The organism is Endozoicomonas montiporae CL-33, from assembly GCF_001583435.1.
Taxonomy (GTDB): Bacteria; Pseudomonadota; Gammaproteobacteria; order Pseudomonadales; family Endozoicomonadaceae; genus Endozoicomonas_A; species Endozoicomonas_A montiporae.
In genome coordinates, this window is sequence record NZ_CP013251.1 from 1,546,776 (window position 1) to 1,572,733 (window position 25,958).

General features: G+C 48.9%; 21 protein-coding genes and 1 pseudogene. 10 read left to right on the forward strand and 12 right to left on the reverse strand.

Annotation, left to right across the window (positions count from 1 at the left end; all coding sequences use genetic code 11):
* Positions 1 to 884 precede the first annotated feature (884 nt).
* The 3 genes and pseudogenes from EZMO1_RS27570 to EZMO1_RS06785 form a co-directional block, all read right to left on the reverse strand.
* A pseudogene (locus tag EZMO1_RS27570) lies at positions 885 to 983 on the reverse strand (IS1595 family transposase); the annotation flags it as partial.
* Positions 984 to 1,337: 354 nt separating this feature from the next.
* On the reverse strand, positions 1,338 to 2,588 hold the full coding sequence (sstT, locus tag EZMO1_RS06780) for a serine/threonine transporter SstT (protein WP_034874535.1): 1,251 nt from the start codon (positions 2,586 to 2,588) through the stop codon (positions 1,338 to 1,340).
* Positions 2,589 to 2,889: 301 nt separating this feature from the next.
* Positions 2,890 to 4,023: a LuxR C-terminal-related transcriptional regulator gene (locus EZMO1_RS06785; RefSeq protein ID WP_034874533.1), complete on the reverse strand. Its 1,134-nt coding sequence runs from the start codon at positions 4,021 to 4,023 to the stop codon at positions 2,890 to 2,892.
* A gap of 168 nt (positions 4,024 to 4,191) precedes the next feature.
* On the opposite strand from EZMO1_RS06785, the gene EZMO1_RS06790 reads away from it, so the two are divergent.
* Both EZMO1_RS06790 and EZMO1_RS06795 read left to right on the forward strand, forming a co-directional pair.
* Positions 4,192 to 6,036, forward strand: a complete 1,845-nt coding sequence (locus EZMO1_RS06790; RefSeq protein ID WP_236631993.1) for an FAD-binding protein — start codon at positions 4,192 to 4,194, stop codon at positions 6,034 to 6,036.
* Positions 6,020 to 6,883 (forward strand): SDR family NAD(P)-dependent oxidoreductase, encoded by an 864-nt coding sequence (locus tag EZMO1_RS06795; RefSeq protein WP_034874531.1) that lies wholly within the window; start codon positions 6,020 to 6,022, stop codon positions 6,881 to 6,883. Before EZMO1_RS06790 ends, EZMO1_RS06795 begins: the two co-directional genes overlap by 17 nt.
* Before the next feature lie 57 nt (positions 6,884 to 6,940).
* Here EZMO1_RS06795 and EZMO1_RS06800 read toward each other — a convergent pair whose 3' ends face one another.
* The gene (locus EZMO1_RS06800; protein WP_034874529.1) at positions 6,941 to 8,974 is read right to left on the reverse strand and encodes an NADPH-dependent 2,4-dienoyl-CoA reductase; all 2,034 of its coding nucleotides are present in this window, start codon (positions 8,972 to 8,974) and stop codon (positions 6,941 to 6,943) included.
* A 156-nt stretch (positions 8,975 to 9,130) separates the two neighbouring features.
* On the opposite strand from EZMO1_RS06800, the gene EZMO1_RS06805 reads away from it, so the two are divergent.
* The 3 genes from EZMO1_RS06805 to EZMO1_RS06815 all read left to right on the forward strand — a co-directional run bounded on the left by EZMO1_RS06805 (position 9,131) and on the right by EZMO1_RS06815 (position 12,776).
* Positions 9,131 to 9,877: an SDR family oxidoreductase gene (locus EZMO1_RS06805; RefSeq protein ID WP_034874526.1), complete on the forward strand. Its 747-nt coding sequence runs from the start codon at positions 9,131 to 9,133 to the stop codon at positions 9,875 to 9,877.
* 43 nt (positions 9,878 to 9,920) lie between these two features.
* The gene (locus EZMO1_RS06810) at positions 9,921 to 11,003 is read left to right on the forward strand and encodes a ferredoxin--NADP reductase (protein ID WP_082211874.1); all 1,083 of its coding nucleotides are present in this window, start codon (positions 9,921 to 9,923) and stop codon (positions 11,001 to 11,003) included.
* A 132-nt stretch (positions 11,004 to 11,135) separates the two neighbouring features.
* Entirely contained in the window at positions 11,136 to 12,776 is a 1,641-nt protein-coding gene (locus EZMO1_RS06815; protein ID WP_034874525.1) for an OTU domain-containing protein, read from the forward strand.
* A gap of 34 nt (positions 12,777 to 12,810) precedes the next feature.
* Here EZMO1_RS06815 and EZMO1_RS06820 read toward each other — a convergent pair whose 3' ends face one another.
* On the reverse strand, positions 12,811 to 13,341 hold the full coding sequence (locus tag EZMO1_RS06820) for a hypothetical protein (protein ID WP_034874523.1): 531 nt from the start codon (positions 13,339 to 13,341) through the stop codon (positions 12,811 to 12,813).
* Between the two features lie 94 nt (positions 13,342 to 13,435).
* On the opposite strand from EZMO1_RS06820, the gene EZMO1_RS06825 reads away from it, so the two are divergent.
* Positions 13,436 to 13,903: a GNAT family N-acetyltransferase gene (locus EZMO1_RS06825; protein ID WP_034874521.1), complete on the forward strand. Its 468-nt coding sequence runs from the start codon at positions 13,436 to 13,438 to the stop codon at positions 13,901 to 13,903.
* A gap of 21 nt (positions 13,904 to 13,924) precedes the next feature.
* Here the strand turns inward: EZMO1_RS06825 and EZMO1_RS06830 are convergent, their stop codons facing one another.
* Positions 13,925 to 14,362, reverse strand: a complete 438-nt coding sequence (locus EZMO1_RS06830) for a MarR family winged helix-turn-helix transcriptional regulator (RefSeq protein ID WP_034874519.1) — start codon at positions 14,360 to 14,362, stop codon at positions 13,925 to 13,927.
* 97 nt (positions 14,363 to 14,459) lie between these two features.
* Positions 14,460 to 15,563 carry a 3-ketosteroid-9-alpha-monooxygenase, oxygenase component gene (locus EZMO1_RS06835; protein WP_051789727.1) on the reverse strand — a complete coding sequence of 368 codons (1,104 nt, stop codon included), beginning with the start codon at positions 15,561 to 15,563 and terminating at the stop codon, positions 14,460 to 14,462.
* Between the two features lie 394 nt (positions 15,564 to 15,957).
* Here EZMO1_RS06835 and EZMO1_RS06840 point away from each other — a divergent pair, with 394 nt between their 5' ends.
* A complete protein-coding gene (locus EZMO1_RS06840) occupies positions 15,958 to 16,797 on the forward strand; it encodes an SDR family NAD(P)-dependent oxidoreductase (protein ID WP_051789725.1) in 840 nt (279 codons plus the stop codon).
* A gap of 53 nt (positions 16,798 to 16,850) precedes the next feature.
* Here EZMO1_RS06840 and EZMO1_RS06845 read toward each other — a convergent pair whose 3' ends face one another.
* Together EZMO1_RS06845 and EZMO1_RS06850 are read right to left on the reverse strand one after the other, a co-directional pair.
* Positions 16,851 to 18,011 (reverse strand): MalY/PatB family protein, encoded by a 1,161-nt coding sequence (locus EZMO1_RS06845; protein WP_034874517.1) that lies wholly within the window; start codon positions 18,009 to 18,011, stop codon positions 16,851 to 16,853.
* A gap of 66 nt (positions 18,012 to 18,077) precedes the next feature.
* A complete protein-coding gene (locus EZMO1_RS06850; RefSeq protein WP_051789724.1) occupies positions 18,078 to 18,899 on the reverse strand; it encodes a transporter substrate-binding domain-containing protein in 822 nt (273 codons plus the stop codon).
* 231 nt (positions 18,900 to 19,130) lie between these two features.
* Here EZMO1_RS06850 and EZMO1_RS06855 point away from each other — a divergent pair, with 231 nt between their 5' ends.
* Positions 19,131 to 20,060: an EamA family transporter gene (locus EZMO1_RS06855; RefSeq protein ID WP_034874515.1), complete on the forward strand. Its 930-nt coding sequence runs from the start codon at positions 19,131 to 19,133 to the stop codon at positions 20,058 to 20,060.
* 30 nt (positions 20,061 to 20,090) lie between these two features.
* Here the strand turns inward: EZMO1_RS06855 and mnmH are convergent, their stop codons facing one another.
* Positions 20,091 to 21,209: a tRNA 2-selenouridine(34) synthase MnmH gene (gene mnmH, locus EZMO1_RS06860; protein WP_034874513.1), complete on the reverse strand. Its 1,119-nt coding sequence runs from the start codon at positions 21,207 to 21,209 to the stop codon at positions 20,091 to 20,093.
* Between the two features lie 373 nt (positions 21,210 to 21,582).
* On the opposite strand from mnmH, the gene EZMO1_RS06865 reads away from it, so the two are divergent.
* Positions 21,583 to 22,344, forward strand: a complete 762-nt coding sequence (locus EZMO1_RS06865; protein ID WP_145912507.1) for a hypothetical protein — start codon at positions 21,583 to 21,585, stop codon at positions 22,342 to 22,344.
* A 42-nt stretch (positions 22,345 to 22,386) separates the two neighbouring features.
* Here EZMO1_RS06865 and EZMO1_RS25345 read toward each other — a convergent pair whose 3' ends face one another.
* Positions 22,387 to 23,937: a transposase gene (locus EZMO1_RS25345; RefSeq protein WP_082211531.1), complete on the reverse strand. Its 1,551-nt coding sequence runs from the start codon at positions 23,935 to 23,937 to the stop codon at positions 22,387 to 22,389.
* Between the two features lie 341 nt (positions 23,938 to 24,278).
* Between EZMO1_RS25345 and EZMO1_RS25350 the strand changes: the two genes are divergently transcribed.
* The gene (locus tag EZMO1_RS25350) at positions 24,279 to 24,821 is read left to right on the forward strand and encodes an IS1/IS1595 family N-terminal zinc-binding domain-containing protein (RefSeq protein WP_222842207.1); all 543 of its coding nucleotides are present in this window, start codon (positions 24,279 to 24,281) and stop codon (positions 24,819 to 24,821) included.
* Here the strand turns inward: EZMO1_RS25350 and EZMO1_RS06880 are convergent.
* Complete coding sequence (locus EZMO1_RS06880) at positions 24,793 to 25,878, reverse strand: IS3 family transposase (protein ID WP_145912508.1); 1,086 nt, start codon at positions 25,876 to 25,878, stop codon at positions 24,793 to 24,795. The genes EZMO1_RS25350 and EZMO1_RS06880 overlap by 29 nt on opposite strands.
* Between the last annotated feature and the right edge of the window lie 80 nt (positions 25,879 to 25,958).

Here is a 25,958-nt window from a genome sequence, read left to right on the forward strand (position 1 = left end):
ATGTAGTGCTAATTTGAGAATACTCGCATGTCTTTTCATTCTTTTTGCGTATAATCCTGCAGAGAATTTATAAAAGTTTTTCAGTATTACCAAATGAAATAGCCGCTATAAGGGCTTCTACCCCGATTATCACAGCAAAATCTGCTTCTATCAGTCCCAATGAGGCACAGGCTTACAACATCACCCGAAAAGATGATTAAGCAATATCTGTCTTTTGATTATCTGGAAGCCAGCGATTCCCGACCTTTATCAAAAGCCCGCAGCTGTCAGGCTTTAGAGCGTGATAAAAAAATCTGCAATCGCACAATTGAACGACTATTTTTGACTTTATGCTGCATGATCTGACCGGTTGCAACTATGGCCAAACCCGTTCAAAAACGTATTAAATGTTCCTCGCCTACACAAATTTAAACGTCTTAAGACGTATATTAAGCGGGAATAGCTGTCTGGAAGCTTAAGTAATCGTTCCGTTATGGGAGCTTTATTGACAGCCGCTTTCCCAAGCCTCGTGATCATTGAAGGCATATCAAAGCGCCTGTTAAAACGATAGTTGAATTCGGACAAGTAAGAAGGCAAATGCTTTGGATCAAGCTTATGCTCCAGTTTGGAGAATTACGAGTACCAATGTACTTCTTGAAACCCGCTAAAATAGGGCTTTATGAGTTCCTATTGCCCTGAGATGCCCTAATATTGCCATTTAACGGCAAATACAGGGCTGCCAAAGAACATGGACCTGCCAGAAATACGTAATTTCAGGTCCAAATCAGTGGGTTAATGAAACAGGCTTCCAAAAGTGGCTGCGGAATCCTTTGTGCTGCAATGCCTAAGACGAACTTAAATAAGTTGTACTATTATGCACGTAATTCTCTAATGTGGAGAAGCTTATGGTAAGTGCCTGCAATTGCCATTTTAACATTACCGAACATGGTGTTTACTCGGGTAAACAGCTCATTCTTTATTGATGCATGACCTCCGCCAGTAATCTATCTCTTTAACACAAATATTGAATATTTAACCTTCTGACAATTTATGACGGGGCGACCGTCCTGAAACCCTTGATAAATGAAGACTATGAAAACACGACCGACTCGCTATACGACTTTTGTCGTTATTTCTACAGAGCTTGTGCCGCAAGGGTTTCAGGATTTGTGTTAAAGAGATAGCCTAATCAGAACGAGCGAAGCGACCTCCCAACACAGTGAGCCCGTTAATGGAGTATCAGCCATTAACCTGCAGGACTCGATGATATAAGAGAGTTGCCGTGTTGGGAGGTCGCGTTCCGCTCGTCCCAACCTACATCCCCTGGCATTCAAAGGGTGTAGGTTAAGCCAGTACTATCAGGCTTCAGCCTGCTCACCGGAAACAGCAGTCTCACCATTCTGTTCGGCAGCAATACACGCTGTGGCAGTAAAGACCACGTCGGTAGAACTGTTCAGTGCAGTTTCAACCGAGTCCTGAATCACACCGATAATAAAGCCGACAGCCACCACCTGCATAGCCACTTCGTTTGGAATACCAAACAGGCTACAGGCGAGAGGAATCAACAGCAGGGAGCCACCGGCCACACCGGAAGCACCACAGGCAGAAACCGCAGCCACTACGCTCAGGATGAACGCTGTAGCAATGTCTACCTGAATGCCCAGAGTGTTCACCGCAGCCAGAGTCATCACGGTAATAGTGATGGCGGCACCGCCCATATTAATGGTTGCACCCAGAGGGATGGAAACGGAGTAGGTGTCTTCATGCAGCTTCAGGCTTTTGCACAGTTGCATATTCACCGGAATGTTTGCCGCAGAGCTACGGGTGAAGAAAGCGGTCACTCCACTTTCACGGATGCAGCGCAGCACCAGTGGGTAAGGGTTCTGACGGGTTTTCAGGAAAACGATCAGGGGGTTTACACCCAAAGCGATGATCAGCATGCTGCCCACCAGAATCACCAGCAGGTGCGAGTAACCCAGCAGTACCGAAAAACCGGTGGAAGCAATAGTGTCAGCCACCAGACCAAAGATACCGAAAGGTGCCAGCTGAATCACAAAGCGAACAATGCTGGATACGGCATCAGACATATCGAGCAGGGTTGTCTTGGTGGTGTCGGATGCATGGCGCAGTAACACGCCCAGACCAATTGCCCAGGCCAGGATGCCGATGAAGTTACCATTCAGCAGCGCTTCAACCGGGTTCTGAACAATGCGGAACAGCAGAGTGTTCAGTACTTCGCCAATACCTTCCGGCGGTGTAGCGCTGGCACCTTCTGTTGCCAGACTCAGAGTGACGGGTGACAGGAAGCTAAGAGCTACGGCAGTAAAAGCGGCAGCCAGAGTACCAATCAGGTACAGAATAACAATTGGACGAATGTTGCTGTGTTGGTCTTTCTTCTGGTTGGCAATAGACGACATAACCAGAACAAATACCAGAATAGGAGCAACCGCCTGCAAAGCGCGTACAAACAGTGATCCAAGAATGGCAACGGAGCCAGCGGTAGCAGGAGAGGCTACCGCAATAAGTGTACCCAGAGCGATACCAATAACGATTCTGAGTACCAGGCTAATGCTCGTCATTCGCTCGAACAGCGACTGAGCTTGATTCATTTAGAATTCCCTCTTTCTTCTTTGAACAGTAAATAACCTGAACTCAGGCTTGTTGGACTTGTTGTACTGATGGTCAGGAACAGGCGATAGCTTTGTTTGCTGTGTTTGTAACAAAAGCCACCTGGCTGATTATATAGGAGAGGCGGGTTTGAATTATATTGCTGTACATCATTGTTTTTGTGAAGATTAATGCCATAAAAAATGATTTGACAGTGGGTTATTTCTTTTTTTGAAGTCGGGAGGCTATTGATAAGTCATCAAAGCCTCCATTTAACAGACAGCACTATTCTTTCAGGAATCACTAGCCCAGCGAGGCAACACTTTTCAGAATCAGGCGTACCAGCATGGTTTGTCGTGTGACGCCGGTTTTGGAGAAGATAGAACGCAGGTGAGCTCTTGCCGTATTGCGACTGACACACAGGGTTTCAGCCGTTTCGTCCAGTGTCAGGCCGTTTGCCAGTAACATGGCCAGCTGTGATTCAGCGGGTGTCAGGTCGAACAGGGCCTTTACAATTTCCTGTGGAGCTTTTGATTTGCGTTCAGGGTCGCTGATGAAAATGGCCACCGATGGACACTGTATGCCTTCAGACCATTTTTCCATGGGAATGGGACGAACGACAATGCCCAGATCGCTGGCACCCGACAGACGCTGAATGCGCAGGGCTTCTACCAGAGACGGTGTATGATCCTTATTGTGTGAATTAAGCGCATTACGGATCATTTCCCGCAACTTTCGGGTGTCGCTGCTGGTACCAACCTGCAATGTTTTACCGGTAATTTTCAGGCCGTCATTGTCGTTTATCAGTTCTTCAGCGACCTGATTCACTTTCATGATCTTGCCATCTTCATCCAGAATAATGGCACCAACCGCCAGCTGGTTCACAGCCCCGGCATACAGGTTTCGTTCCGACTTGACCCGGTTCAGGCGCATATGAATCTTCACCGCAGATTCAAGATGAGGCACCAGTAGTTCAACCACCTCTTTATCGTCCAGCGAAAAGGATTCGGCCTGTTTGCCCCGGCTGATTCTCAGGCTGCAGTGAGCGCCGTCTTTGGTATGAATGTCGGTGCCAACAATATGGTAAACGTTCATGGGAGCCAGATATTGGCTGAAATAGTCGGACCGTCCCTGCTCACGCTCCGGAATAAACTCGTCCAGAGTGACTACTTTGCCATGGGGCAGGTCAACAAAGGGATCAAGGGCAAAAAACTGCTTGTTATAGGCGACCACCTCATCATCAGTATTTTCTCCGGTGCTGACAATGATGCCGTCGGCATCACTGGATGGGGGTCTCAGTATAAAAGTGGCAGAGTTGGCATGCATCTGATCCTGAAGGCTGTGCAGAAACGACTTCCATGGGACATCTTCCTGAATGCCTTCGTATAACACATCAGTCAGATTGCTGAACTCTTTCACGCTGATTGCTTCGCTCATGAATCTGCTCTTTTATCATTGTAATCGTCAGATACTGATCATGCGCTTTGGTCGGGTGCGCAACACGCAGAATATAGTGGTTTGCTGTTGTCGGCAAGCCTTTGCTTAGTCTCAGTGGACGATGTTAGGGCGCAGGGTAGCGGCAAGAATCATAGCGGGTTTATGTCAATGGCTGACATTCGCTGTTTTAGCCTGCAGATACTGGCAAAATTAAGAGACAAGCTAATGGATAATAATAACAACAAAGTCTGGGATAAAACGGTTGATGTCATTGTTGTAGGCTCGGGCGCCGGTGCTTTAACCGCAGCTTTGCGCTCTCATGATCTGGGGATGCGTGTTCTGGTGGTGGAAAAAAGTGACGTCTATGGTGGAACGTCTGCCATTTCCGGAGGCGGCATCTGGATACCCGACAACCATCAGATATCTCAGCTGGGTGGTGAAGATTCTGAAGAAAAATCCATCAGCTACCTCAAAAATATTATCGGGCATGATCCCGGCGATGGCCGGATAGAAGCGTTTGTGGGTAATGCCAAAAAGATGCTCAAGTACCTTGAGAATAACACCCGGGTTCGATACGAGTCACAACCTGCCTATGCCGATTATTATCCGGAAGTGGAAGGCGGCCTTCCGGGCTATCGCTCCATGGATCCGCTGCCTTTCGATGCGCGCGAGCTGGGTGATGAATTTGAGAAACTGCGCCCGACCACAAAGGCGACATTAATGCTGGGCCGTATGAGTATGGACATGAAACAGGCCAGGGTCATGCTGACGCGCTCCCCCGGTTTCTTGCCGACCACCCTGAAAGTCATGTGGCGTTACTGGAGTGACCTTCCCTGGCGCTTTAAGTCTTCAAGAGATCGACTGTTGATGTTGGGTAATGCTCTGGTAGGAGCGCTGCGGGCTTCCATGATGGACAGGAATATACCACTCTGGCTGAGTTCACCCATGAAAAATCTGATTACAGAAAACGACACTGTTATCGGTATTGAGGTGGAGAAAGACGGAAAGACGTTAAGGCTAAAAGCGCAAAAAGGTGTGATTCTGGCAACGGGAGGATTTGAGCAGAATCAAGCTATGCGTGAGCAATATTTACCCCAGCCTTCCCACACCAGCTGGAGCGGAACGCCAGCGGGGCAGAACACGGGAGATGGCATCACGGCTGGCATGGCGCTGGGTGCTGAAGTGGCCTATATGGAACATGCCTGGTGGGCGCCGTCTACCTTGCCGCCCGGAGAAGTGCAGTCCCAGATTTTGTTTGTTGAACGGGCATTGCCCGGTTCCATGATGGTGAACAGCGCCGGTAAGCGGTTCTGTAACGAAGCGGCTCCTTATAATGATATTGGTTACGACATGTACCGGGCCGATCAGGAAGAAGGTGTCACGGCAGCGCCCTGCTGGTTTGTGTTTGATGCCCGGTTCCGCAATCGTTACCCCTGTGGTCCACTGTTGCCCGGATATGCGGCACCTGACTCACGCCTGCCGGATCATCTGAAAAAAGACGACTATTATTTCCGTGAAAATACGCTGGAAGCTCTGGCAGAGAAAATTGGTGTCGATAAAGAAGGTCTTCTGAATACGGTCAGGGAGTACAACGCCAACGCTCAGAAGGGCATTGACCCTGAATTCAATAAAGGCAAGTCGCTGTTTGACCGTTATTATGGCGACCCGACCAGTCCGTCGAGCCCCTGCAATGCACCGCTGGAGAAAGGTCCGTTTTATGCCATCAAAGTCAATGCCGGCGATATCGGTACCAAGGGTGGTTTGCGTACCGATGTTCATGCCCGGGTGCTGGACAGGCAGGGACAGGCGATTCCGGGGCTTTACGCCACCGGTAATACCTCGGCCTCGCCCATGGTGCAGACTTATCCCGGTGCCGGTGCCACTCTTGGTCCGGCCATGACCTTTGGCTATCTGGCTGCTAACCATATCAAGAATGATATGCAGTTGGCCCAGGCGAATGTCAGTGTGCAACAGAACAATAAGAAGGAATCTCAAAATGCCGTTGAAGTCTGATCGTGTCGTGCTGGTCACCGGAGCCAGTCGTGGTGTAGGCAAGGGTATTGCGTTGGCTTTGGCTGAACCGGGAACGACGGTTTATGTGACCGGAAGAACCCTGCAGGAAGGCGATGCTCCTTTGCCCGGAACGTTACAGAAAACAGCAGATGAAATCACTGCCCGGGGCGGTAAAGGGGTTGCCGTGATTTGTGATCACGGTGATGACCAGCAGGTGGAACAGCTGTTCAAACGGATACAAAGAGACAGTGGTCGTCTGGATATTCTGGTGAACTCGGCCACTGCCTTGCCTGACCGGCTGGTAGAGCCGGGCCCGTTCTGGAACAAAGGGTTATCCATGCTGGATATTCTGGATGTTGGCATGCGCTCGACGTATGTAGCCAGTTATTACGCAGCACGTATTATGTCTGAACAGGGTGAGGGGCTGATGGTTAACGTGTCGTCTTTTGGAGCCCGCTGTTATATGCATGGTCCGGCTTATGGCGCTGGTAAGGCTGCGGTTGACAAGTTTGCGGTGGATATGGCGATTGATCTGAAGCCTTACAATGTTGCTTCTGTCTCTTTATGGATGGGGCTGGTCAGAACCGAGCGGACTCAGGCAGTGTTCGATGCCGAACCCGACAAGTATGCGGATATTGTGGCAACGGCTGAAAGTCCCGAGTTTGGCGGGCGGGTTGTTGCCGCCCTTGCTGAATCCGAAAACCTGATGGAGCGCAGTGGCAGAGTATGGATTGCAGCGGAACTTGGTGAAGAGCTTGGCGTGAAAGATATTGATGGCAGTCAGCCACCGTCGCACAGAGCCTTCCTGGGGGAACCGGCGGAACCTAGTCCGGCTATTGTTGAATAATTTAATAAACAGGCTGGGCAACGGGTTGGGTTAAAACCCAACTCGTTGCATTCGGTATTAAATAGCCGCTGCCAGATGACATCCCTGATTAATCGCACGCTTTGCATCCAGCTCGGCAGCAACATCAGCGCCGCCAATGGTATGCACAGGCTTGTCAGTGATGTTGTCTGCCAGAGTTCTGAGAGGCTCCTGACCGGCACAGATGATGACATGATCAACCGGCAGAATGTCTGACTTGCCTTCTACTTTAATGTGCAGCCCCTGATCGTCAATCTTTTCATATTCGCAGGAGTGCAACATTTTGACGCCGCGCTTGGTTAATGTAGAGCGGTGAATCCAGCCAGTGGTTTTGCCCAGATTACTGCCCGGCTTATGGCTTCTGCGTTGTAGCAGATAGACCTGACGTGCCGGTTGCTCAACGGGTTGTTTCGTTAACAGGCCTCCCCGGTGTTTTACGTCAAGGTCTACGCCCCACTCTTCCATGAAGGCACTGGTACTCAGGCTGGTGGATGGGCCGTTCTGGGTCAGAAACTCGCAGAGATCAAAGCCGATACCTCCGGCGCCGATAATGGCAACACTTTTACCCACTTCGGCTCCCCGGAAAGCTTCGAGATAACTCAGCACCTTAGGGTGGTCGATGCCTTCTATATCCGGTGTTCTCGGGGTGACACCGGTGGCAACAATGATTTCATCAAAGTCACTGCTGTTGAGTTCTTCTGCCGCTACTTTGGTGTTGAGCTTCAGTGTGACGCCGGTCAGCTCGATCTGTCGCTGGAAATAACGCAGGGTTTCATTGAACTCTTCTTTACCAGGTACGGTTTTGGCAATGTTGAACTGCCCGCCAATACGGTCGGAAGCTTCAAAGAGCGTGACCTGATGGCCTCTTGATGCGGCGGTAGTGGCAAATGCCAACCCCGCGGGGCCAGCCCCGACAACAGCCAGTTTTTTGGGGGTTTCAGTGGGAAGGTAGTTCAGCTGTGTTTCGTCACAGGCTCTTGGATTGACCAGGCAGCTGACCGGCTTTAGCTGGAAGACGTGGTCGAGGCAGGCCTGGTTACAACCAATACAGGTGTTAATTTCATCGGCTCTTTGCTGTTCTGCCTTGTTTGCCCAGTCTGGATCGGCAAGGAATGGGCGAGCCATGGATATCAGGTCAGCGTCGCCTCTTGCCAGTACTTCTTCAGCAGTGTCCGGCATATTGATCCGGTTAGAGGTAATAACAGGAATAGACAGTTCGGAACGGATTCGGGCTGTGACGGCAGTAAATGCTGCGCGGGGTACCATGGTAGCAATGGTTGGAATACGGGCTTCGTGCCAGCCGATGCCGGTGTTGATGATGGTGGCACCGGCCTGTTCAACGGCCTTGCCCAGCGCTACGACCTCATCCCAGGTGCTGCCACCTTTCACCAGATCAAGCATGGACAGGCGGTAAATAATAATAAAGTGTTCACCGACAGCTTCGCGTGTACGACGTACGACCTCTATAGGCAGCTTGATCCGGTTACTGTACTCGCCACCCCATTCATCGTCTCTCTGGTTTACTTCGCTGGTAATAAACTGATTCAGGAAATAGCCTTCAGATCCCATGATTTCGACACCATCGTAGCCTGCCTTTTGTGACAGTACGGCGCAGTTTACAAAGTCATCAATTTCCTGTCTGACTTCTTCGCTGGTCAGGGCTCTGGGAACAAAGGGATTAATGGGCGACTTTTTGGCACTGGGTGCAATGTTTTCAGGGTGAACGCCATAGCGACCGGTATGCAGAATTTGCATACAGATCTTACCACCTTCGTCGTGTACTGCTTTGGTCAGGGGCAGGTGGTGGTCTACATCGGCCTCGGTGCTCATTACTGCGGCTCCGGGCATACCACCGGCTGCCTGGTTGGGTGCAATACCTCCGGACACGATAAGGCCAACACCGCCTTTCGCGCGTTCTGCGTAATAGGCTCCCAGTTCTTTAAACTTGCCCTGCTCCTCAAGGTAGGTGTGCATGGAACCCATGAGAATGCGGTTTTTCAGTGTGGTGAAGCCCAGATCCAGGGGCAGGAACAGGTTTGGGTAGAGTGGGTGAACGTCGGCTGACATAGTCATTCCCCGGTGGTTATTGTTATTTTTTGTATGCAGGCAGCTTGCCGGACCCTGAGTGACGATTCCGGTTAATGGCTTAAGTGGATAGTGTTGATGGACGATGATCCGCTTGCAGTGGATCGACAAAATGCTGCATAAGCCTAGTTGCAGGATTAAACCATGGGACGAGTACAAGATAAAGTTTGTGTCATCACCGGTGCTGCCAGTGGAATGGGACGGGAAGATGCTTTGCTGCTGGCAAAGGAAGGCGCCCGGGTGGTTCTGACGGATCTGAATGAAGAGACAGGGCAGCAGCTGGCGGATGAAATAGGTGATCAGGCGATCTTTATAAAGCAGGACATTGCCAGTGAAGTAGACTGGAAACGGGTGATGGCTGCAACACTCGAAGCCTTTGGTCGTATTGATGTTCTGGTGAATAATGCAGGCATTCTGCAACTGTTGCCTATTGAACAGACGACACTGGAAATCTGGCAGACCATTCAGCGTGTAAACAGTGATGGCTATTTTCTCGGCTGTAAGTACGCTATTGAAGCGATGAAAGATTCTGGCGGATCGATTATCAATATGTCTTCTGTTGCCGCTCTGGGAGGCATGCCCATGTGTCCGGCTTATTCTGCCTCAAAAGGTGCTGTGGCGGCATTGAGTCGTTCACTGTCGGTGCATTGCAGAAACCAGGGCTATGGCATTCGAATCAATACTATTAATCCGGACGGTGTCGATACACCGATGGTTCAGAAATTCACTGGTGGCCCATTGCCTGATGAAGTGAAGCAAGACCCCAAGAGTCGTATGTGCGATCCGGTTGAAATTGCCAATGCGGTTCTGTTCCTTGCCTCGGATGAGTCCCGTTTTATCAATGGCGTTGAATTGCGGGTGGATAATGCCCAGTTAATCAGCAGTCTTTAATCAAGGCTTCCAGAAATAACGATAAAAACAGGTGAGCTGTAGTATGACAGAGGTAGAGAGTGTGATTCCGGAGGAAACAGGTTTTGGTAAAAACCGGTATCACCGTTTGCAGGTAGCTGATGTTATTGTTGAAACCCACGACAGCAAGTCTGTTGTTTTTACGATTCCAAAAGAGAACGAGGAACTGTTTTCCTACAAGGCAGGACAGTTTCTGACGTTGAAAGTGCCTTATGACGGCAAGAACCTGATTCGTTGCTACTCCCTTGCCAGTTCGCCTGATGTGGATTCCGAACATAAGGTAACCATTAAACGGGTTGTGGACGGTCGTATATCAAACTGGATAAACGACGACGTAAAACCCGGCGATTTTATTGATGTTATGCCTCCGGCGGGTATTTTCTACCTGAATGATGGTGATAACGATGTTGTTTTGTTTGGTGGTGGCTCCGGTGTAACACCGGTTATCTCTATCCTGAAAACGGCTCTGAAGAAAACCCGCCGCAAGGTCAAACTGGTTTATGCCAACCGTGACGAACAGTCGGTCATTTTTAAAGAAGAACTTGCTGCGCTTGAATCCGGACATAAAGATCGTCTGCAGGTGATTTACCTCTTTGATAACGTCGATGGTTTTTTGTCCGAGGAGCGGGTGATTCAGGAAGTAACAGGTCACGATGGCGGCGAGTTTTACGTCTGTGGCCCGGGCCCATTCATGGATACCGTTGAAAATACTCTGCTGAAGCTGGGTGAAGACAAGCGACGTATTCATGTGGAACGCTTTGTTTCCCCGCCTGACCCGGAAGAAGCCGCTGCACAGGAAGCTGCCGCACGGGCAGCAGTCAGTGGTTCAACGGTGACCGCCTTTGAGGTCTATCTGGATGGCGAAACACAGGAAGTGCCCTATGAAAGTGGCGATACCCTGTTGCAGTCCATGTTGAAAGCGGGCATTGATGCACCGTTCTCCTGTGAAGAGGGCATGTGTGCGGCTTGTATATGCACTGTTGAAGGTGGTGATACTGTTCTTGGAAACAACGAAGTGCTATCCCGGGAAGAGCTGGATGAAGGCTTGACACTGGCCTGTCAGTGCCGGCCTGTGTCCGGTCCTTTGAAAGTCGTGTTTGAAGATTAAGCGACCTTTTCGGGTTGGCTGTCTGCCAGCCCAATTCTGCTGATGGTCTATAGCTGATGGTCTATAATAGTTGCCCGAATATATAGCAAAGGTTCATATTTGGTCAGGCAGGCTCTAAGGCACTTTGCAATCGTGCTCCGTGCAACTCTACTGGTAATAGCTCTTGTTGGCAGCCAGTGGGCAACAGGTGCCAATTATCATATTAATCTGGTAGAAGTCACTCACGATGGTTTCTGTTTTTACCGCGCGGTCGAAAGAGCTTTGGGGCAGTCCGGAGACGGGCGAGCCCTGTTTAGTCAGCTGACCGGCTATTTGCAAAATGCCTCGCCTTTCAGTCACCCGATGCTTGAAGCGCATCTCAGTGATGCGGTGGTGGGCAGCAGTATTGATAGCCTGACTGCCAGGCTGATTTCAACGTCGCCGACACTGGCCAATCGTGACAGCTGGGCAGGTATGCCCGAGCTGGTGGCAATGGCTCACCATTTGAACCAGCCAATACTGGTATGGCATGTGAATCAGAATTTAGAGGTGGATGATCACAGTCTGTTGGTTACGCCTGAACAGGTTTTACCGGTTTTTTCCATTGACGATGATTCGGGTATGGAAATACCGGACATTCAGCTAGTGCATGTGGGCAGCGAATGGTGGTGGCTGGAAACGAGAGACTCGTTACAGTCATGGAGTATTGGCTGGTCGGCCTATCGAAATCAGATGGCGGGCGTTTTGCATGATCGGCTGATGGCAGGGCATACCGGTCAGGTACTGGCTGAAGCAGGGGATGACTCGTCATACCATGTTTGGGTTTACTTGCCTGATACAGCGATACCCGATGATCTGTTAATACTCGATCGCAGCAGTATAACGGCGTTGCAGAGGATGTTGTTTGCTGCCAGCTGGCGAGCATGGATGCAGCTGTATACTGACATGAAAATTGAACTCAAATATGCTGTTGCTGATGCTGATAGTTTTATCCTGCCTGACTACCAGTGGGCTCAGGAGCGGTATGACAGAGTCGTTCGTGCAATGGACAACGGATGTCGCATATTGGTTTCTGGCGCGGCCTGCAGTACCGTCGGAAACGCCATGAACGATTATTTACTGGTTGCAGGCGAGAGCCTTAAAGGCTTTATGAGATCGATTTTACCTGCCAGGTGCGGGGTATGGGATACGTTGTCTAAATTCAGACCTGTTATCGATATGTACGTCCAGAATTATGCCGGGTTGACCTTTTGCGGGTTGTTTGCAGCTTTTCTGAAGAGTACTCAGTTGAGTGATGTGACTCCTAGCAACCTTCAACTCCAATTTCCGCATTTATTATCTATACGGTTGCCATCGGGTCAGCAGCATCCGGCTCAGATTTCCTTTAGTCCGGGAAGCGTCACTATTCCCTTTGATGTTTCGAATCCTCTGCACCATATTCTGTTCAGCCTGTACATCACGGCCAGATCATATCAACTGGCCAATCAGTGCCTGAGAATTTCACTAAGATTTACTGACGATGATTTATCAAAACTGCTGGGGCGCTATGATGAGCCTGCTATCAAATCATATGTAGAAGCTCAAATGGCAGAGTACAGTAAAATTTTGTTGCGTATACGAGCGGTTATTCATGCTCTGGGCTTTCGTTACTATCCTGAGTTCTGGCAGTCTGAGCATTATCAGGCGATCACTATCTGTGATGGCAGGTCGATTGTGTTTCATAGTGATGATTTTCAACCACGGGATGGCTGGCATCATTTACAGCCACCCTCGCAGGATAAGCAGTCAAAGTAACTACTAGCTTACCAGCTTGCCCCCGGACCAAACATTAAAGTACTGTCGTCTTTCTTCTTGCCTGGTTGTGGATCATTTTACGTTTCAGGTAATCCCTGACTGCAAATTGACCGTCGGCATTGAAGGCGTCTTTTTTGGTATTGCCACGCTGATAACTCAGGTAGGCATTCGCATTGCCGGTCCAGCGCCATTCATCGCTGTCAGGTGTAATATGACTGACATTGGCTAGCTCCGTCGGGACAGCGGGGCGAATCTGGGACTGGTCAGGGCTGACAAGCTGCAGCTGCTGGTTTATGGTTTCCAGTTTCCATGGACTGAAGGCATTTTCCCCTTTGAACCGGATCCAGATCGGGTTATCAGAATCCATTGATGTGATTTCTTTCAGAGGAATGAGCAGTTTGCCATAACCGCTGTCCACCTCCAGCTTGTCATCTTTGATACTGAGCACTTGCCCGGTAATGACCGTCCCGCTGTGCAATTCGACTTTATCCGCTTTAAGATAAACGGCTGATGTCAGGCAATAGACAAAACCAACTGCTTTAAATAGATGACCAGACCTGCGCATTATCGACCTCCAATCGATAATTCAGTTAACAGGTAAAGGTTAGGTTAAAGAAAGATGGCTCGCTGATTTAATTAGGCTGTATTAGGTTTTAAAAATGAACGACAGTTATGAATTACTTATTCGTAAAGTCAATGCGACTGAACTGCCCATGGCTTTGCTGCTTGAAGCGGATCCTTCAGAAGATAATGTTCGGGCATACCTTAGTAACAGTCATTGCTATTGTGCCGAGCTGGGTAAGCAGGTTGTGGGTGTCTGTGTCTTGGCTGAGCGGTCTGAAGGTTGCCTTGAGTTGATGAATATTGCCATCGGCCCCGATGTTCAGGGTCAGGGGTTTGGCACCCAACTCTTGAATTTTGTGATGAGTGAAGCTCGTTCCCGTGGCGTTCATCGTATTGAGCTGGGTACAGGCACCTTTGGGCATCAGCTGGGTTTTTACCAGAGAGCCGAGTTTCGCGTGGAAGGCGTGGAGCGTGATTTTTTTCTGGATAATTATCCCGAGCCCATTTTTGAAAATGGTATTCAGCATAAAGACATGCTCAGGCTGGCAGTGACTTTTAATTGATGCTTCAATGCTTCATGCTCTTTACTGCAGCTCCTCACAAGCAGCCTGCTTCAGGCGATTCAGTACACTCAGGGTGATTTCCAGCTCTTCTCTCGAAATGTCGGTCAGTGTTTCATCTATGGCATGAATGGCTGTTTTGCGGAATGCACTTTTTAACTGCTTGCCGGTGGTCGTGAGCTTGGCGAGCGTTTTTCTGCCATCCTGCGGATCAGGTACTCGATTTATGTAGCCTTTTTTTTCAAGGGAGTCGATTTGCCGGGTAACCGTTGATGCTTCTTTGATACTCCAGGTGCCCAGCTCGGAGAGAGATTGTGCGTCCTTGTCCCACAACTGATTTAGCAGCGTGGCTTCTTCAGGCGTAATATTCAGACCCTGATTTCGCAGACGGAGGGTAGACAGCTGTCGCAGCAGTGCGCCGCATTTTGTGATCTGGTAGGTAATGGAATTGTTCAGGTCCATAAGTCTTAACCGTTCAGAAAAAAGCAGGGGCTGATGGTACAGCCCCCTTTCGTTCAATTAATCGCTCAATCAATCGCTTAATGAATAACCCAGCCCGTCAGGCAGGCTCTTCTTCAGGCAACTTTTCGGGTGTGGGTGGTGCCGCCAGACGATGTTCCGGGATTGGGTTAAAGGCTTTCAGAGCATGGCTTTTACGTTCTTGCCACTGCTCCGGTACATCAGCAATATCCACGTAGAACTGATCATACCAGCTGCGTAAGCGAGTCACAGGGCCGTCACCGTCACACAGAATCGGGTTATCGACCCGCACTTTGTTGTGCCAGATGGTGACATCTTCAAGGAAGGCCTGTTGTGACAGCTGAACATATTGCTCGGCCATGGCCTGATTCTGTTTATCACTGAGGCCGGGAATCTTTTTGACCATGACGCCAAAGCGCAACACAAAGGATTCTGTGTCTATGGGCGTGTGCGACACCATCAGACGACTGTGTATTTCTGTGCCGTGGAGTTCACCCTGCATTTCCGTGATCATGTAGGCTGGGCCATAGTATGTGGCTACCGTGGTGAGAATTTCATCGCCTGCCAGTCTGGGGCTGGTACCGGACATGATTTGCTGGCACATATGACGGTCAAAGACGTTTTCAAAAGACACGGCTCCGGCACAGTGAACCGGGCCAAAGTGGGCGCAGTCCGCCATGTTGTCGATCAGTTCCCGACAGTTGGTATGAATGGTGTTTGCGTCAATCACCCAGTCTGTCCATTCGCCGTTGAAACACTCTTCCATATGAGGGGGCTTTTGCTCGGGAATAGGAGGATTATCTTCAGGGTCATTCCAGATGAACAGCAGGTTGTTTTCGACCAGAGTTGGCCAGCTTTTGATACAGGCTTTGGCAGGAATTCGCTTCGCATAGGGTATGTCGTCGCACTTGCCGTCAGAACCTTCCCAACGCCAGTGATGGAAAGGACAGCGCAGACCACTGCCTTCTACCTGACCATCACTGAGGTCAGCACCCATGTGCGGGCAGTAGGCATCCAGAACATAATGCTGACCGTCGTCACCGCGATAGACGACCAGTTTTGTGCCAAAAATATCAAGCTTCTGAGGCTCCTGACCGAACTGGCTGGCAGGACCAACGGTATGCCATCCCCGTGCATAACGCTCGGGAATCTCTGCGGCTTCAATCTTTGCGTACTGGGTCATTATTATTCTCTCTTTTATATGACTGGCTTCTTGTGATTGTTGTAATTTACAACTAAATAGTAATTTAATTGTAGCTTACAAGTAAAATTGCGCAACCCCTGTTATTCCTCAGGGCTGATGGTAACGATTCGCCATTATCTGTATTAGTCTGTTCGAACGATGTTGCTGTGGTGGCGGGTTGAAACAATCCGATCGAAAAGCTTATACCAATCAAACTTTCAAACCCCGTTACGAGCAAGCCATTTGATTTCAATAGGCAAGGCGGGGTGAGAAGTCATAGCTATGGCGACGATCCCCAACGCAGAGTATTGGAATCAAATGGCTGCGCAATAGGAATTTTGAAAGTGCGATTGGTACTATTCCCTGATAATTCTAATAATGCAGCGGGAACTTCATGAAAGACTTCAAGAATAAAGTGGCTGTGATTACCGGTGCTGGCAGCGGTATTGGTCGTGAAATAGCAAGACAACTGGCCGTTGAAGGCTGCAACCTCGCCCTTGTGGATGTCAATCCGGAAGGTCTGGCAGAGACCGCAAAACAGCTGGAACCCACAGGTGTCACAATCAGTCAGCATGTGGTGGATGTGACAGACCGCGAGCGTATGATGTCACTGCCTGATGAAGTGTTGCAAACGCACAGCAATGTTAACCTGTTGTTCAATAATGCCGGTATCAGCTTTCAGAGAAGCTTTGAAGAAATGTCCATTGAGGACTGGGAACTGTCGCTGGGGATTAATCTCTGGGGGGTTATCTATGGCAGCAAGGCCTTTTTGCCGCTGTTGAAGAAGGCTGCCGGTGAGGGTGAAGAAAATGCCCATATTGTTAACCTGTCGAGTATGGCGGGTTTTGTCGGTCTGCCGAATCAGTCGTCTTACAGTTCAAGCAAAGCGGCTGTGCGATCTATCAGTGAAAGCCTCTGGACCGAGTTAAAGGCATTGGGCATTGGTGTCACCAGTGTTCACCCGGGTGCGATTCGAACCAATATTTTTAATGCTCATAAAGATAAAAACTCTAACCAGAAAAGAGCCGATGAAATTGCAGCCAAGGTGGATCGTTTTGCCATGGAACCGGATCAGGCTGCCCAGAAGATTATTCAGGCGGTGCGGAAGAATAAGCAGCGGCAACTGGTTGGTAAAGATGCGGTATTTTTTGAATTGATGAAGCGCTTTATGCCTTCCACTATTCTCAAGCCCTTTGCCAACATTTACGCGAAAGGACTCAAAGAGCAGGCTTGATCAGTGTGTTGCAGCAGGGGTTAGCTGTCCCTGCTGCAACGACGCATTACAGATTACAGACTCTCAACCGCCTGACGAATACGACGGATTCCTTCTTTCAACAGCTCTCTGCTACAGCCAAAGTTAAAGCGTAAAAAGTTCTTGTCACCAAACTGTTCACCTGGCGACAGACCAACACCAGCCTGTTCAAAGAAACCATGTGGGTCGTCCAGATTCAGTTTGCTGACGTCTATCCAGGCCAGATAAGTGGCTTCCAGTGGTGCCATACTCAGCCCGTCAATGGCATTGATTTCCTTTAGCAGCAGTTCATGGTTACCGCGCAGGTATTCCAGCAGACATTGACGCCAGGCTTCGCCGTGCTGATAGGCCGCTTTGGTGGCGGTGTAGCCGATCAGCATATTGTCCGGATCGGGCACGATGCCTTTGCGGGTGCGCTGAAACTTCATCCGCAGTTTGCCATTGGGGATCACTGCAAAGGCACAGCCAAAGCCCGCCACGTTGAAGGTTTTTGAAGGTGACATGAGCGTGATGGAGTGCTCTCTGGCATAGTCACTGATGGAAGCGTAGGGAATGTGTTCACAGGCAGGGTCAAGAATCAGGTCGCAATGGACTTCATCGGAGCAGACAATCAGGTTGTGTTGCTGACAGATGGCATCAATAGCTTCCAGTTCTTCCCTGGTCAGTACCCGACCGTTCGGGTTTTGTGGGTTGCAGAGCATAAGTAGACGGGTGTCGTCGGTCAGATCCTGTTTGAACTGTTCCAGATCCAGCTGCCACTTGTCGTTTATAAGCGTCCAGCGCAGGCCGATCATTTCCCGTCCGGATAGTTTTGGTGCAGTCAGAAACGGGTAGTACACCGGATAGGGCACAGCCACCGTTTCACCTTCGTCAGCGTAGCTACGCGTGGCGATGTTCAGTGCGGTAACCAGTCCGGGCAACCAGACCAGCCACTCGGTTTCAATGTCCATGTGATAAAGGCTGCGAAAACGTTCAACCACGACCTCTTCCAGCTCGTCACCGGCATTGGTGTAGCCAAACACGCCATGATTAATGCGTTCATGCAGGGCTTCGAGGATTTCCGGAGCGGATTGGAAATCCATATCCGCCACCCAGAAGGGCAGAATATCCTGCTGTTTGTATTTGTCCCATTTCAGGCTGGATGTGTGGGTTCGATCAATCTGTGGATCAAAAAGAGGGTTGAAGTCTCCGGACACCGTGTTGTCTTCCTGCGTTCTGATTGTGATTTTGAATGCAGAAATAGTAATCGGAATAATCGATAGCTAAAACCAGTTTTTCTTTATTTGCTCAATATTCGTCAGCTTGAGCCAGCGGTTCACTTCCCCAAGCAGCGTATGGCTGTTTTTCTGCATCATGTAAACCTTGTGGGAAAGGGTCCAGCTGAACCTGTCCGGATTAACGATGGTCAGGCTGGGAATCTGTTTGACCTGATATCGAGCCTCAATAGAGTCTGTCAGCATAAGGTCGGCCTGATGGTTGCGCAGCATCAGAAAGGGCTCCCGGTTGTTGGCAGCCATAGTAAAGGGCATGGACGACAGGTAACGTTTGGCAAAACGTTCATTGGTGCCACCGGGGTTGATTACAAGATGCAATTTGGAGGCATTCAGTTTGTTTAGTAGTGCCTGATCATTCAGCCCGCTGAACGGTGCGGCAAGTTTATTCTGCATGAGTATGACTTTGCCGCTGGGTATCACGTTATCGGACAGTAAGAACTGTTTACTGCGATCTTCAGTGCGGGTGATGCCTCCCATGGCGATATCAAAGTAATCCTGTTGCAGATCATGATGCAGGTCGGGCCATTGGGTCAGAACGAACTCCACCCGGATGTGTTTCTCGCTGACCAGTGACAGGTAAGAGGCCAGAGATTCAGCCATATCAATGGCAAATCCCTGATAACGCCCCTGTTTGCTACGCAGGGTCAACGGCGGGTAGTCACCGGTTGTTCCCACCAGAAGGGTGCCGGATCGGGCAATCTCGGGCCAGTCTCTGGCGGAGGCGGGCAGACTGGTCAGCATGCCCATACATGTGGTCAGCAGGTGCAGTGCGATGATTACCTGAGTTTTGCTTTTGTTCGGAATGCTCATAGTCTTCAACTATCTGATTAGCCGTTTGGGCACCAGACGGAATTCTGACGCTATTTGCCCATGACGGTTAACGAAAACAGGCAGTATGAAAATGGTACATAACTCTGAAAGTATCCAGTTATTCAGCCGGAAGTAGCATTATTAAAGGGGCAGGGTGATCTTGTTGACTGGCAAAACAGGGATTTGTGAACAATTCTGAAAGAGGGAACCTTCGGAGTTGTTGTAATACTGATGTCAAAAGGTTTATTTCTGCCTGTTCTTGCCAGTAGTCTGCTTGGTCTTCTGTGCATTTTGCCACTCTGGCTGATTGATTTTTCTGCCGTTGAAATCGTCTTTGGCCGTTTTCTGGTGTTCGGCCTGTTGATTTTGCTGGTGTTACCGTTCCGGCGTGATGCTCTGAAACGCTACGATATTGCAGAGCCTCGCTGTCGTTGGCAGAACGGTGTCATTCTGGCTCTGACCGGGCATATTGGTTACTACCTGTTTCTGATTCTATCCATTCGTTCACTGGGTGGTCTGGCAGCCTGCCTGCTGGTAGCGACACTCCCTGTTTTATTCAACTTCTCCAGTCGCCGGCAGGCCTGCTCGTCCACCCAAAAGTTGTCATTGCTGATCTTGTTCTGCTCATTAATATTGCTGATGTTTGATAAAGCGGCGCTGGTGGAAGACAGCACGGATAAAGATCAGTTTGCCACCGGGGTGATCTGGTTGTTGCTGGCGGGTGTTTGCTGGCTGTGTGCTGCAAACCGTCAGGTCTGGATTGTCAGAGCCTGTTCGGGGCTGGATCGTTCCAATCATTTAATGATGTCTGGTCTGTGTACCAGTCTTGCTCTTATTCTGCTATTACCGCTGACACTGTTTGGCGAAGGGGAATGGCGGCTGTTTTCTGAATCGGATGGCAGAAGCTGGTATCTGTTCTGGTTTGCCATGTTGATAGCGGGCGCGTTCTGTACATTGCTGGCGCGGGTGATCTGGAACAACCGGCTGGCTTATGGCAGCGATTCATTCAGGGCGAAGGTTATGATTTCAGAACCCTTAATGATCGGGCTGTTGTACTTTCTGCTGGAGAGCCGCTGGCCGGATACCGTTGAGTGGAGCATCCTTGTACTGACAGGGTTAGCCCTGTTGATGTTTTATCACAGGGTCTGGAAGGCTGATTAATGACAGCTTTCCACACCCTGTGATAAAGAGTCAGGCTGGCACAGCTTTCACCAGCTCCGGGTAAGCTTCCTGAATGTCTTTGTGGTTCCCCTTGAAAATCACCTTCCCTTCTTTCTGCTCCAGCTGATATTCATACATCGGGTCATAGTACTCCTTCAGAAGGTCGGCAATCAGAGGTCGGTAGCCGTCTATGTCATCGTTATCATGATGACGCTGCAGGGCATTTTCCAACAGACTGTTCAGTGCCTGATAACGAGCGCCACCCAAACGTCTGCGGATTCGATACAGACTACCAGCCAGACCTTCTCGAAATTGTTCAAAACCCGCTTCTTCGCCATAAACGGTTGTGAAGTCAGCCAGGTTATCACGTACATATTCTTGCAGGCCCACTTCTACCCGTTCTTCCACACTGGTTTCCAGCAGAATAATAGGCGACTGTTGCATTTTGTCGCGCATGGGTTGACTCAGGCTGCAGCGACCAATCAGTTTGCTTTCGTCTTCCAGCAGGGCGGCGCGTTCTGGCTTATGGTGAAGGTGTTTCATCAGGGCAATGGACAGGCGGTTCTCAAAGTCGATCTGGGTCGGTTGTCCACCACAGCGGCGGCCAAAGCTGGAACCACGATGGTTTGCCAGACCTTCCAGGTCAATGCTGTCACTGATTTTGTGCAACAGACGGGTTTTGCCGGTACCGGTTTTACCGCTGAGAATAACAAATGAACAGGCCTCTACCGAGGCTTCAAGCTGGTCAATCAGAAAACGGCGCAGAGCTTTGTAGCCACCCTTGATCAGCGGGTAGTGAACACCGGCTTCTTTCAACCAGGCTTGAGTCAGATGAGAACGCTGACCACCACGGAAGCAATAGAGATAACCATTAGGGTGTTTCTCAGTAAATGCTTTCCAATTGTTCAGGCGCGCAGCTCGGATCTCGTCTGTAGCCAGCTCATAGCCCAGAGCGACCGCTGCGTCTGAACCTTCTCTTTTGTAGCAGGTGCCGATGATCTCGCGTTGATGATTATCGAGAATAGGCACGTTCTGTGCCTTTGGGAAAGCGCCTTGTTCAAATTCTACAGGTGCCCTGACATCCATCAGGGGGGTATCGTTCAGGAACAGGGTTTTAAAGTCGTCAGTATCCGATCGCGTCTGGCTCATACAAAACAATAGTCAGAAAAAAACAGCGTAGTCTCGTATTAAAAAGGAATTGGTGCAAGTTAAGTTGTTTGCAGACAGCGTCATGATTTTTGAAAAGGTTCCGGGAACTTTTTACATGCAGTTCTCACTAAGAAGGCACCTCAAAAGATCTTGAACAGCTTCTTAATTAATACAAGATAAGGAATTGTCTCTAATGCACACGCGATATTTTTCGGCTTGTATCTTGTTTGTTTGTCTTTGTACTTTCATTTCAGTTCATGCCAGTGATGAGTCTTCAAAGCATACAGAGTCTCTTGTATCCCATGGTCTTCACGAAGTTATTCAAAAATCACAGTGGGTTGTGATGCCTATGCTGACTGGTTTGGCGGGAGGGATGGCTAACAGTGGGAAGTCTAATCCATGGAGTGTATCCGGCGGCATGATTGTTGGTATGGGCATGGGGATTGCGGATGAATTGAATCATTATCTGGCAGGCAATAATGCCTATTACCTGTCATCAGGCGTAATGGGCGCGGCTACAGCCAGCAACCTGCCGCTACCTCATTACGTGAATCAGTTGTGCGGTTTTGTTGTTGGTGCATTGGCTGCGGGTGGTTATTTAAACGGGCTGGAAAAATATGGCGGAGCGCTTGTTTCTGGTGCAGTCAATGGCGCTATTTTGGGTGGTATGGCTGGCGCAGGGGCTGGTGGGGTGGCTGGTTTGGCTGATGAGGTCATGTCAATCTGTGATCTGACGGATAACAAACCATTGTCTACCGCTTTGTCAGGCGTTACTCAGCTGAAAATATTGGGACCTATGGTGTCTTCAGGGTTGGGCCATTTACCACTTATCGGGCAGGCCTACAGCGAGATGGTTCATCAGTTCACTGTGCCTTATTTGCTGGAGTCTGCAGGGGTGGTCTGGGCTGGTTTTTGCCTGTTTACGCAGGGGCATAATGGCGTTTTATCTTACTTGTGCACGACGATGGAACCGTTCCAGCGTGAAAGCGCTCATTCTGATCTGGAATTAGTGCAAGGCATGGATGCCTCTCTGGCTGAAATTGTGGATGAGGATTTTATCCAAAAAATGTCGCGTATACAGGCATTAACCATCATCCTAAATTCAGCAGTTGAGCGATTACCCACCGCGCTCTAAGAGAGCAATGCCAGCTACTATCCTGCTAAACCTTGCTTTCGCTTAACTTGAGTTAATAAGCTGGACAGGCGTAATAATTTCACCTTTTGTTAAAAATTTCGACACAGCCCTCGTTAATATTCGGCACCAGATATCAATTGGAGTCAACTGCGCTGCAGTCTTCTTAATGGCATCAAAAAATACACAGAGATCTTCCTGCATTGTTTGGATCTTTTTTATCAAATTATGCTGACTGGTAATCGTTATTTTTTTCTTACGCCCACTCTCTGTTAACTTGCCAATAGCACTCATCAATAATGGCCTGCTGGTTATTGCTTCTTTATGCGAATCAGGATTGCTCAGTCTTACAAACAAAGTCCACCAGTTATATGCCAGTGCAACCATCCTTGATAGAATACGACATCGCTTTATATCCTTGGTTGTGTAACCTCCCCATCCCCAGTGATTTTTGATTTCATCAAAATTATTTTCACAGTCAGCTCTGTCTCTGTAATGATCTATGATGGATACAACGTCATTATCAAGACTGGTCACTAATACTGAGTACTCAAAGAGTTTGATGTTTTCAGGGTCTGAGATAAAAGCGATTTCTTTTTGCTTCTTATTATTCTCTTTCTCCAGCAACAGAGAATCACCTGATAATCTTCTTCGAACAATAATGATTCGTCTTGATTTCTCCCAACCACCTAGTTTTAATTCTGACTCCTTGCCTTCCCAATATCTGTTGTAGCGAACCCATCCCCCGCTACAGTGCGCATGGTATATGGACTTTTTGACGTTGGCTGTCTTCTTTACTTTGAATAGATAACCACAATTTGCTTGTTCGAGTTCTGACATCACTCTGTCACTGCCCCAGTCACAATCACCTCGAACAAATTCAGGCCAACACTCTTTTGGTAGACGGTTTAATAGATTTATTAAACCGGGCAATGAATGCTTACTGTTTCCTTTATCACCGGGCTGAACTTCAACATCAAGAACCAGCTTTAAATTAGCCATCATGTAAGAATGATAAGTATGTGAAGGACGCCCTTTCTTATGAGGGTTATAACCTGTTTCTGCTCCTTCCTGACTTCCGTAAATGGTTTTTATCGTAACGTCGACATCTAATATCCATGGTAACTTTAATAAGGGTTCATAGCATTCCTGCAAATGATGCTGCATCCATTCAACACCTTCTTTCTCATCTATTTTGAGTAAACCCCGACGAGCAGAATCATCACTGACTACCTTTGTCATACCCAGTAATTTGGGATTCACTCCATCCCCGGTTAACGTTCCAATATGAGCATAACGTTTGTGACCTGAGAGTATTGAGAGAAAAAGGGAACCTATTACATTAACTTTTTCAGGTGCGTTATTGCTTTTGTAAGTTAAAGGGCAATCTTCAACCCATGGTTCAAATCTACAACCTGTTTTTAAAAACTGAATAAAAAAGGGTAACTGCCCCATTGGTGTGACTGATGCGCCAGGTTCCCACTCAACATGGATTTTTCCCTCAAACGTGTCCACTTCAAGAGAGGTCGTTGAGCACTTTTTGCTGAGTTCTTTAAGTTCACCTTTTGGGTGAACAGATTTTGGTGGAAAAATCATCTGTATCCCTCTTCGCAGATGGGGTTACAGTTTAGTCGGGATTCTCAAGTGATGAATTTAGGATCATAGGCTCTCAGTTATTAGGCTCGCGGTTATCAAAGGAACTGAGCACGCGTTTTCAGGGTATAGAGACCAGCCTGGCAGGATTTAAAACCGATGATACCCACAAACTGCAGGGCGCATTCGCAGCGTTTACCTATTCATCCGCTCAGTTGGGTTTATTTTGTATTCCCTTCTTTGCTCAAAAGATGATTGATACGCTCATCAGCAGCTAGGCTCTTATCGGATTCCAGACTGCTGAGCTACACTTCATCAAAATCTTGCGAATGGCTGATCACGCAGTGAATATTTGTAAAATTTCAGAACTCATCAGCAATGTAACTTGCTTTGAAATGATCCGTGAAAACCGCTGGCCTGACGGGGTGGTTCATTGCCCCCATTGTGATTCAGGCCATGTAAAAAAGAACGGGCATGACACGGTACAAACTGAATGCCAACACTATCAATGCAAACATTGTGACCGCTACTTTGATGACCTGACTAATACTGTCTTTGCTGGGCATCATCAGCCTCTTAAGGTGTGGGTTTCCTGTCTGTACCTGATGGGACTCAATGTTTCCAACAGCCAGATTTCTAAAGAACTTGACCTTTCACTGAGTGATGTACATGAAATGACAACCTTGTTGCGAACCTCTGTCGTTAAACGCAAGCCTGACATTACTCTTGAGGGAGAGGTAGAGTTCGACGAGGTGTACATCGTCGCAGGTCACAAAGGACATCCTGAAGCTTTAAAAAAATCTATCGCGCCCTCCCCGAAAAAGAAGCGGTATTTGTCAACAAAGTTGTCGCCTCATCTTACGCAACTTCCTTTTGTTGACCAGTGATCGACCTGTCCGGATTCAACCAGACTTCACAGTCAAGATTCCAGTCTCTTGTTGAACGCTTTCCCCAACGCTCCGGATGACGCTGCTTTGCAAGTTCGTAAACCTCTTTACGATTATTTAGAAGCTCATTCGCTTCTCCCCTGTGTCTCTGGGCTGGTGTCAGAAATTTCAGCCCGCTGTGCTTATGCTCTTCGTTGTACCACTGAGTGAAGCCATGTACCCAGTTGCGTGCAGCTTCCAGATCTGCAAACGGACTTCGGGGGTAACCAGGCCGGTACTTCAATGTTCTGAATATAGCCTCAGAATATGGATTGTCATCACTGACCCGTGGGCGACTGAAAGAGGTCACCACGCCCAGACTTTGCAGCGTTGACAGCATCGTTCCGCCCTTCATTGCACTGCCATTATCAGAGTGTAAAACCAACGGTGACTCCATCGCCCCGATACCCCGTTTTATACAAGCTTTCGTGATCATTTCGGATGCATACTCAGCTGACTCAACTTCATGAACTTCCCAAGTGACAATCATACGGCTATAGATGTCTATCACGAGATACAGGTAGTAGAACTGGTCCCTTACCGGAGACCTTAAATACGTGATATCCCAGGTCCACACCTGATTAGGGCCTGTTGCACAATAAGAGGTCGGCTTATGTCGGTTAGGTCTGGCAGCCTTCCCACGGCGATTCTGCTGGCCCGCTTCATGGAGCACTCGGTAAAATGTCCGCTCAGACGCAAGGTACTCACCTTCATCAGCCAGTGCAGGAACAATCTGACTGGGAGGAAGGCTCTTGAAACGCTCGCTGTTAGAGACATCTATGATCGCCTGTCGCTCAGCATCTGAAAGCTTATTCGCTGGTTCTGGCCTGTCGGCATTTTTTCGGTTGTCAGGTATCACTGTACCCTCCTGCGTCCATCGCTGAATGGTTCTTTCTGACAGCCCGATAACCTGACAAGCTTTTGATTGGCGAGCACCATCACTGACGGCATGCTCAATCAGTTTTACTGCGTTCTGTCGATCCGGAAGGGAAACTAATCGTCCTCTGGCTCCCCCCAGATCTCTTGGGCCTTTTTTGTGAGTACCAGCAAGGCAGCAGTCTCTGCTAACGCCTTGTCCTTGCGCTTGAGTTCGCGTTC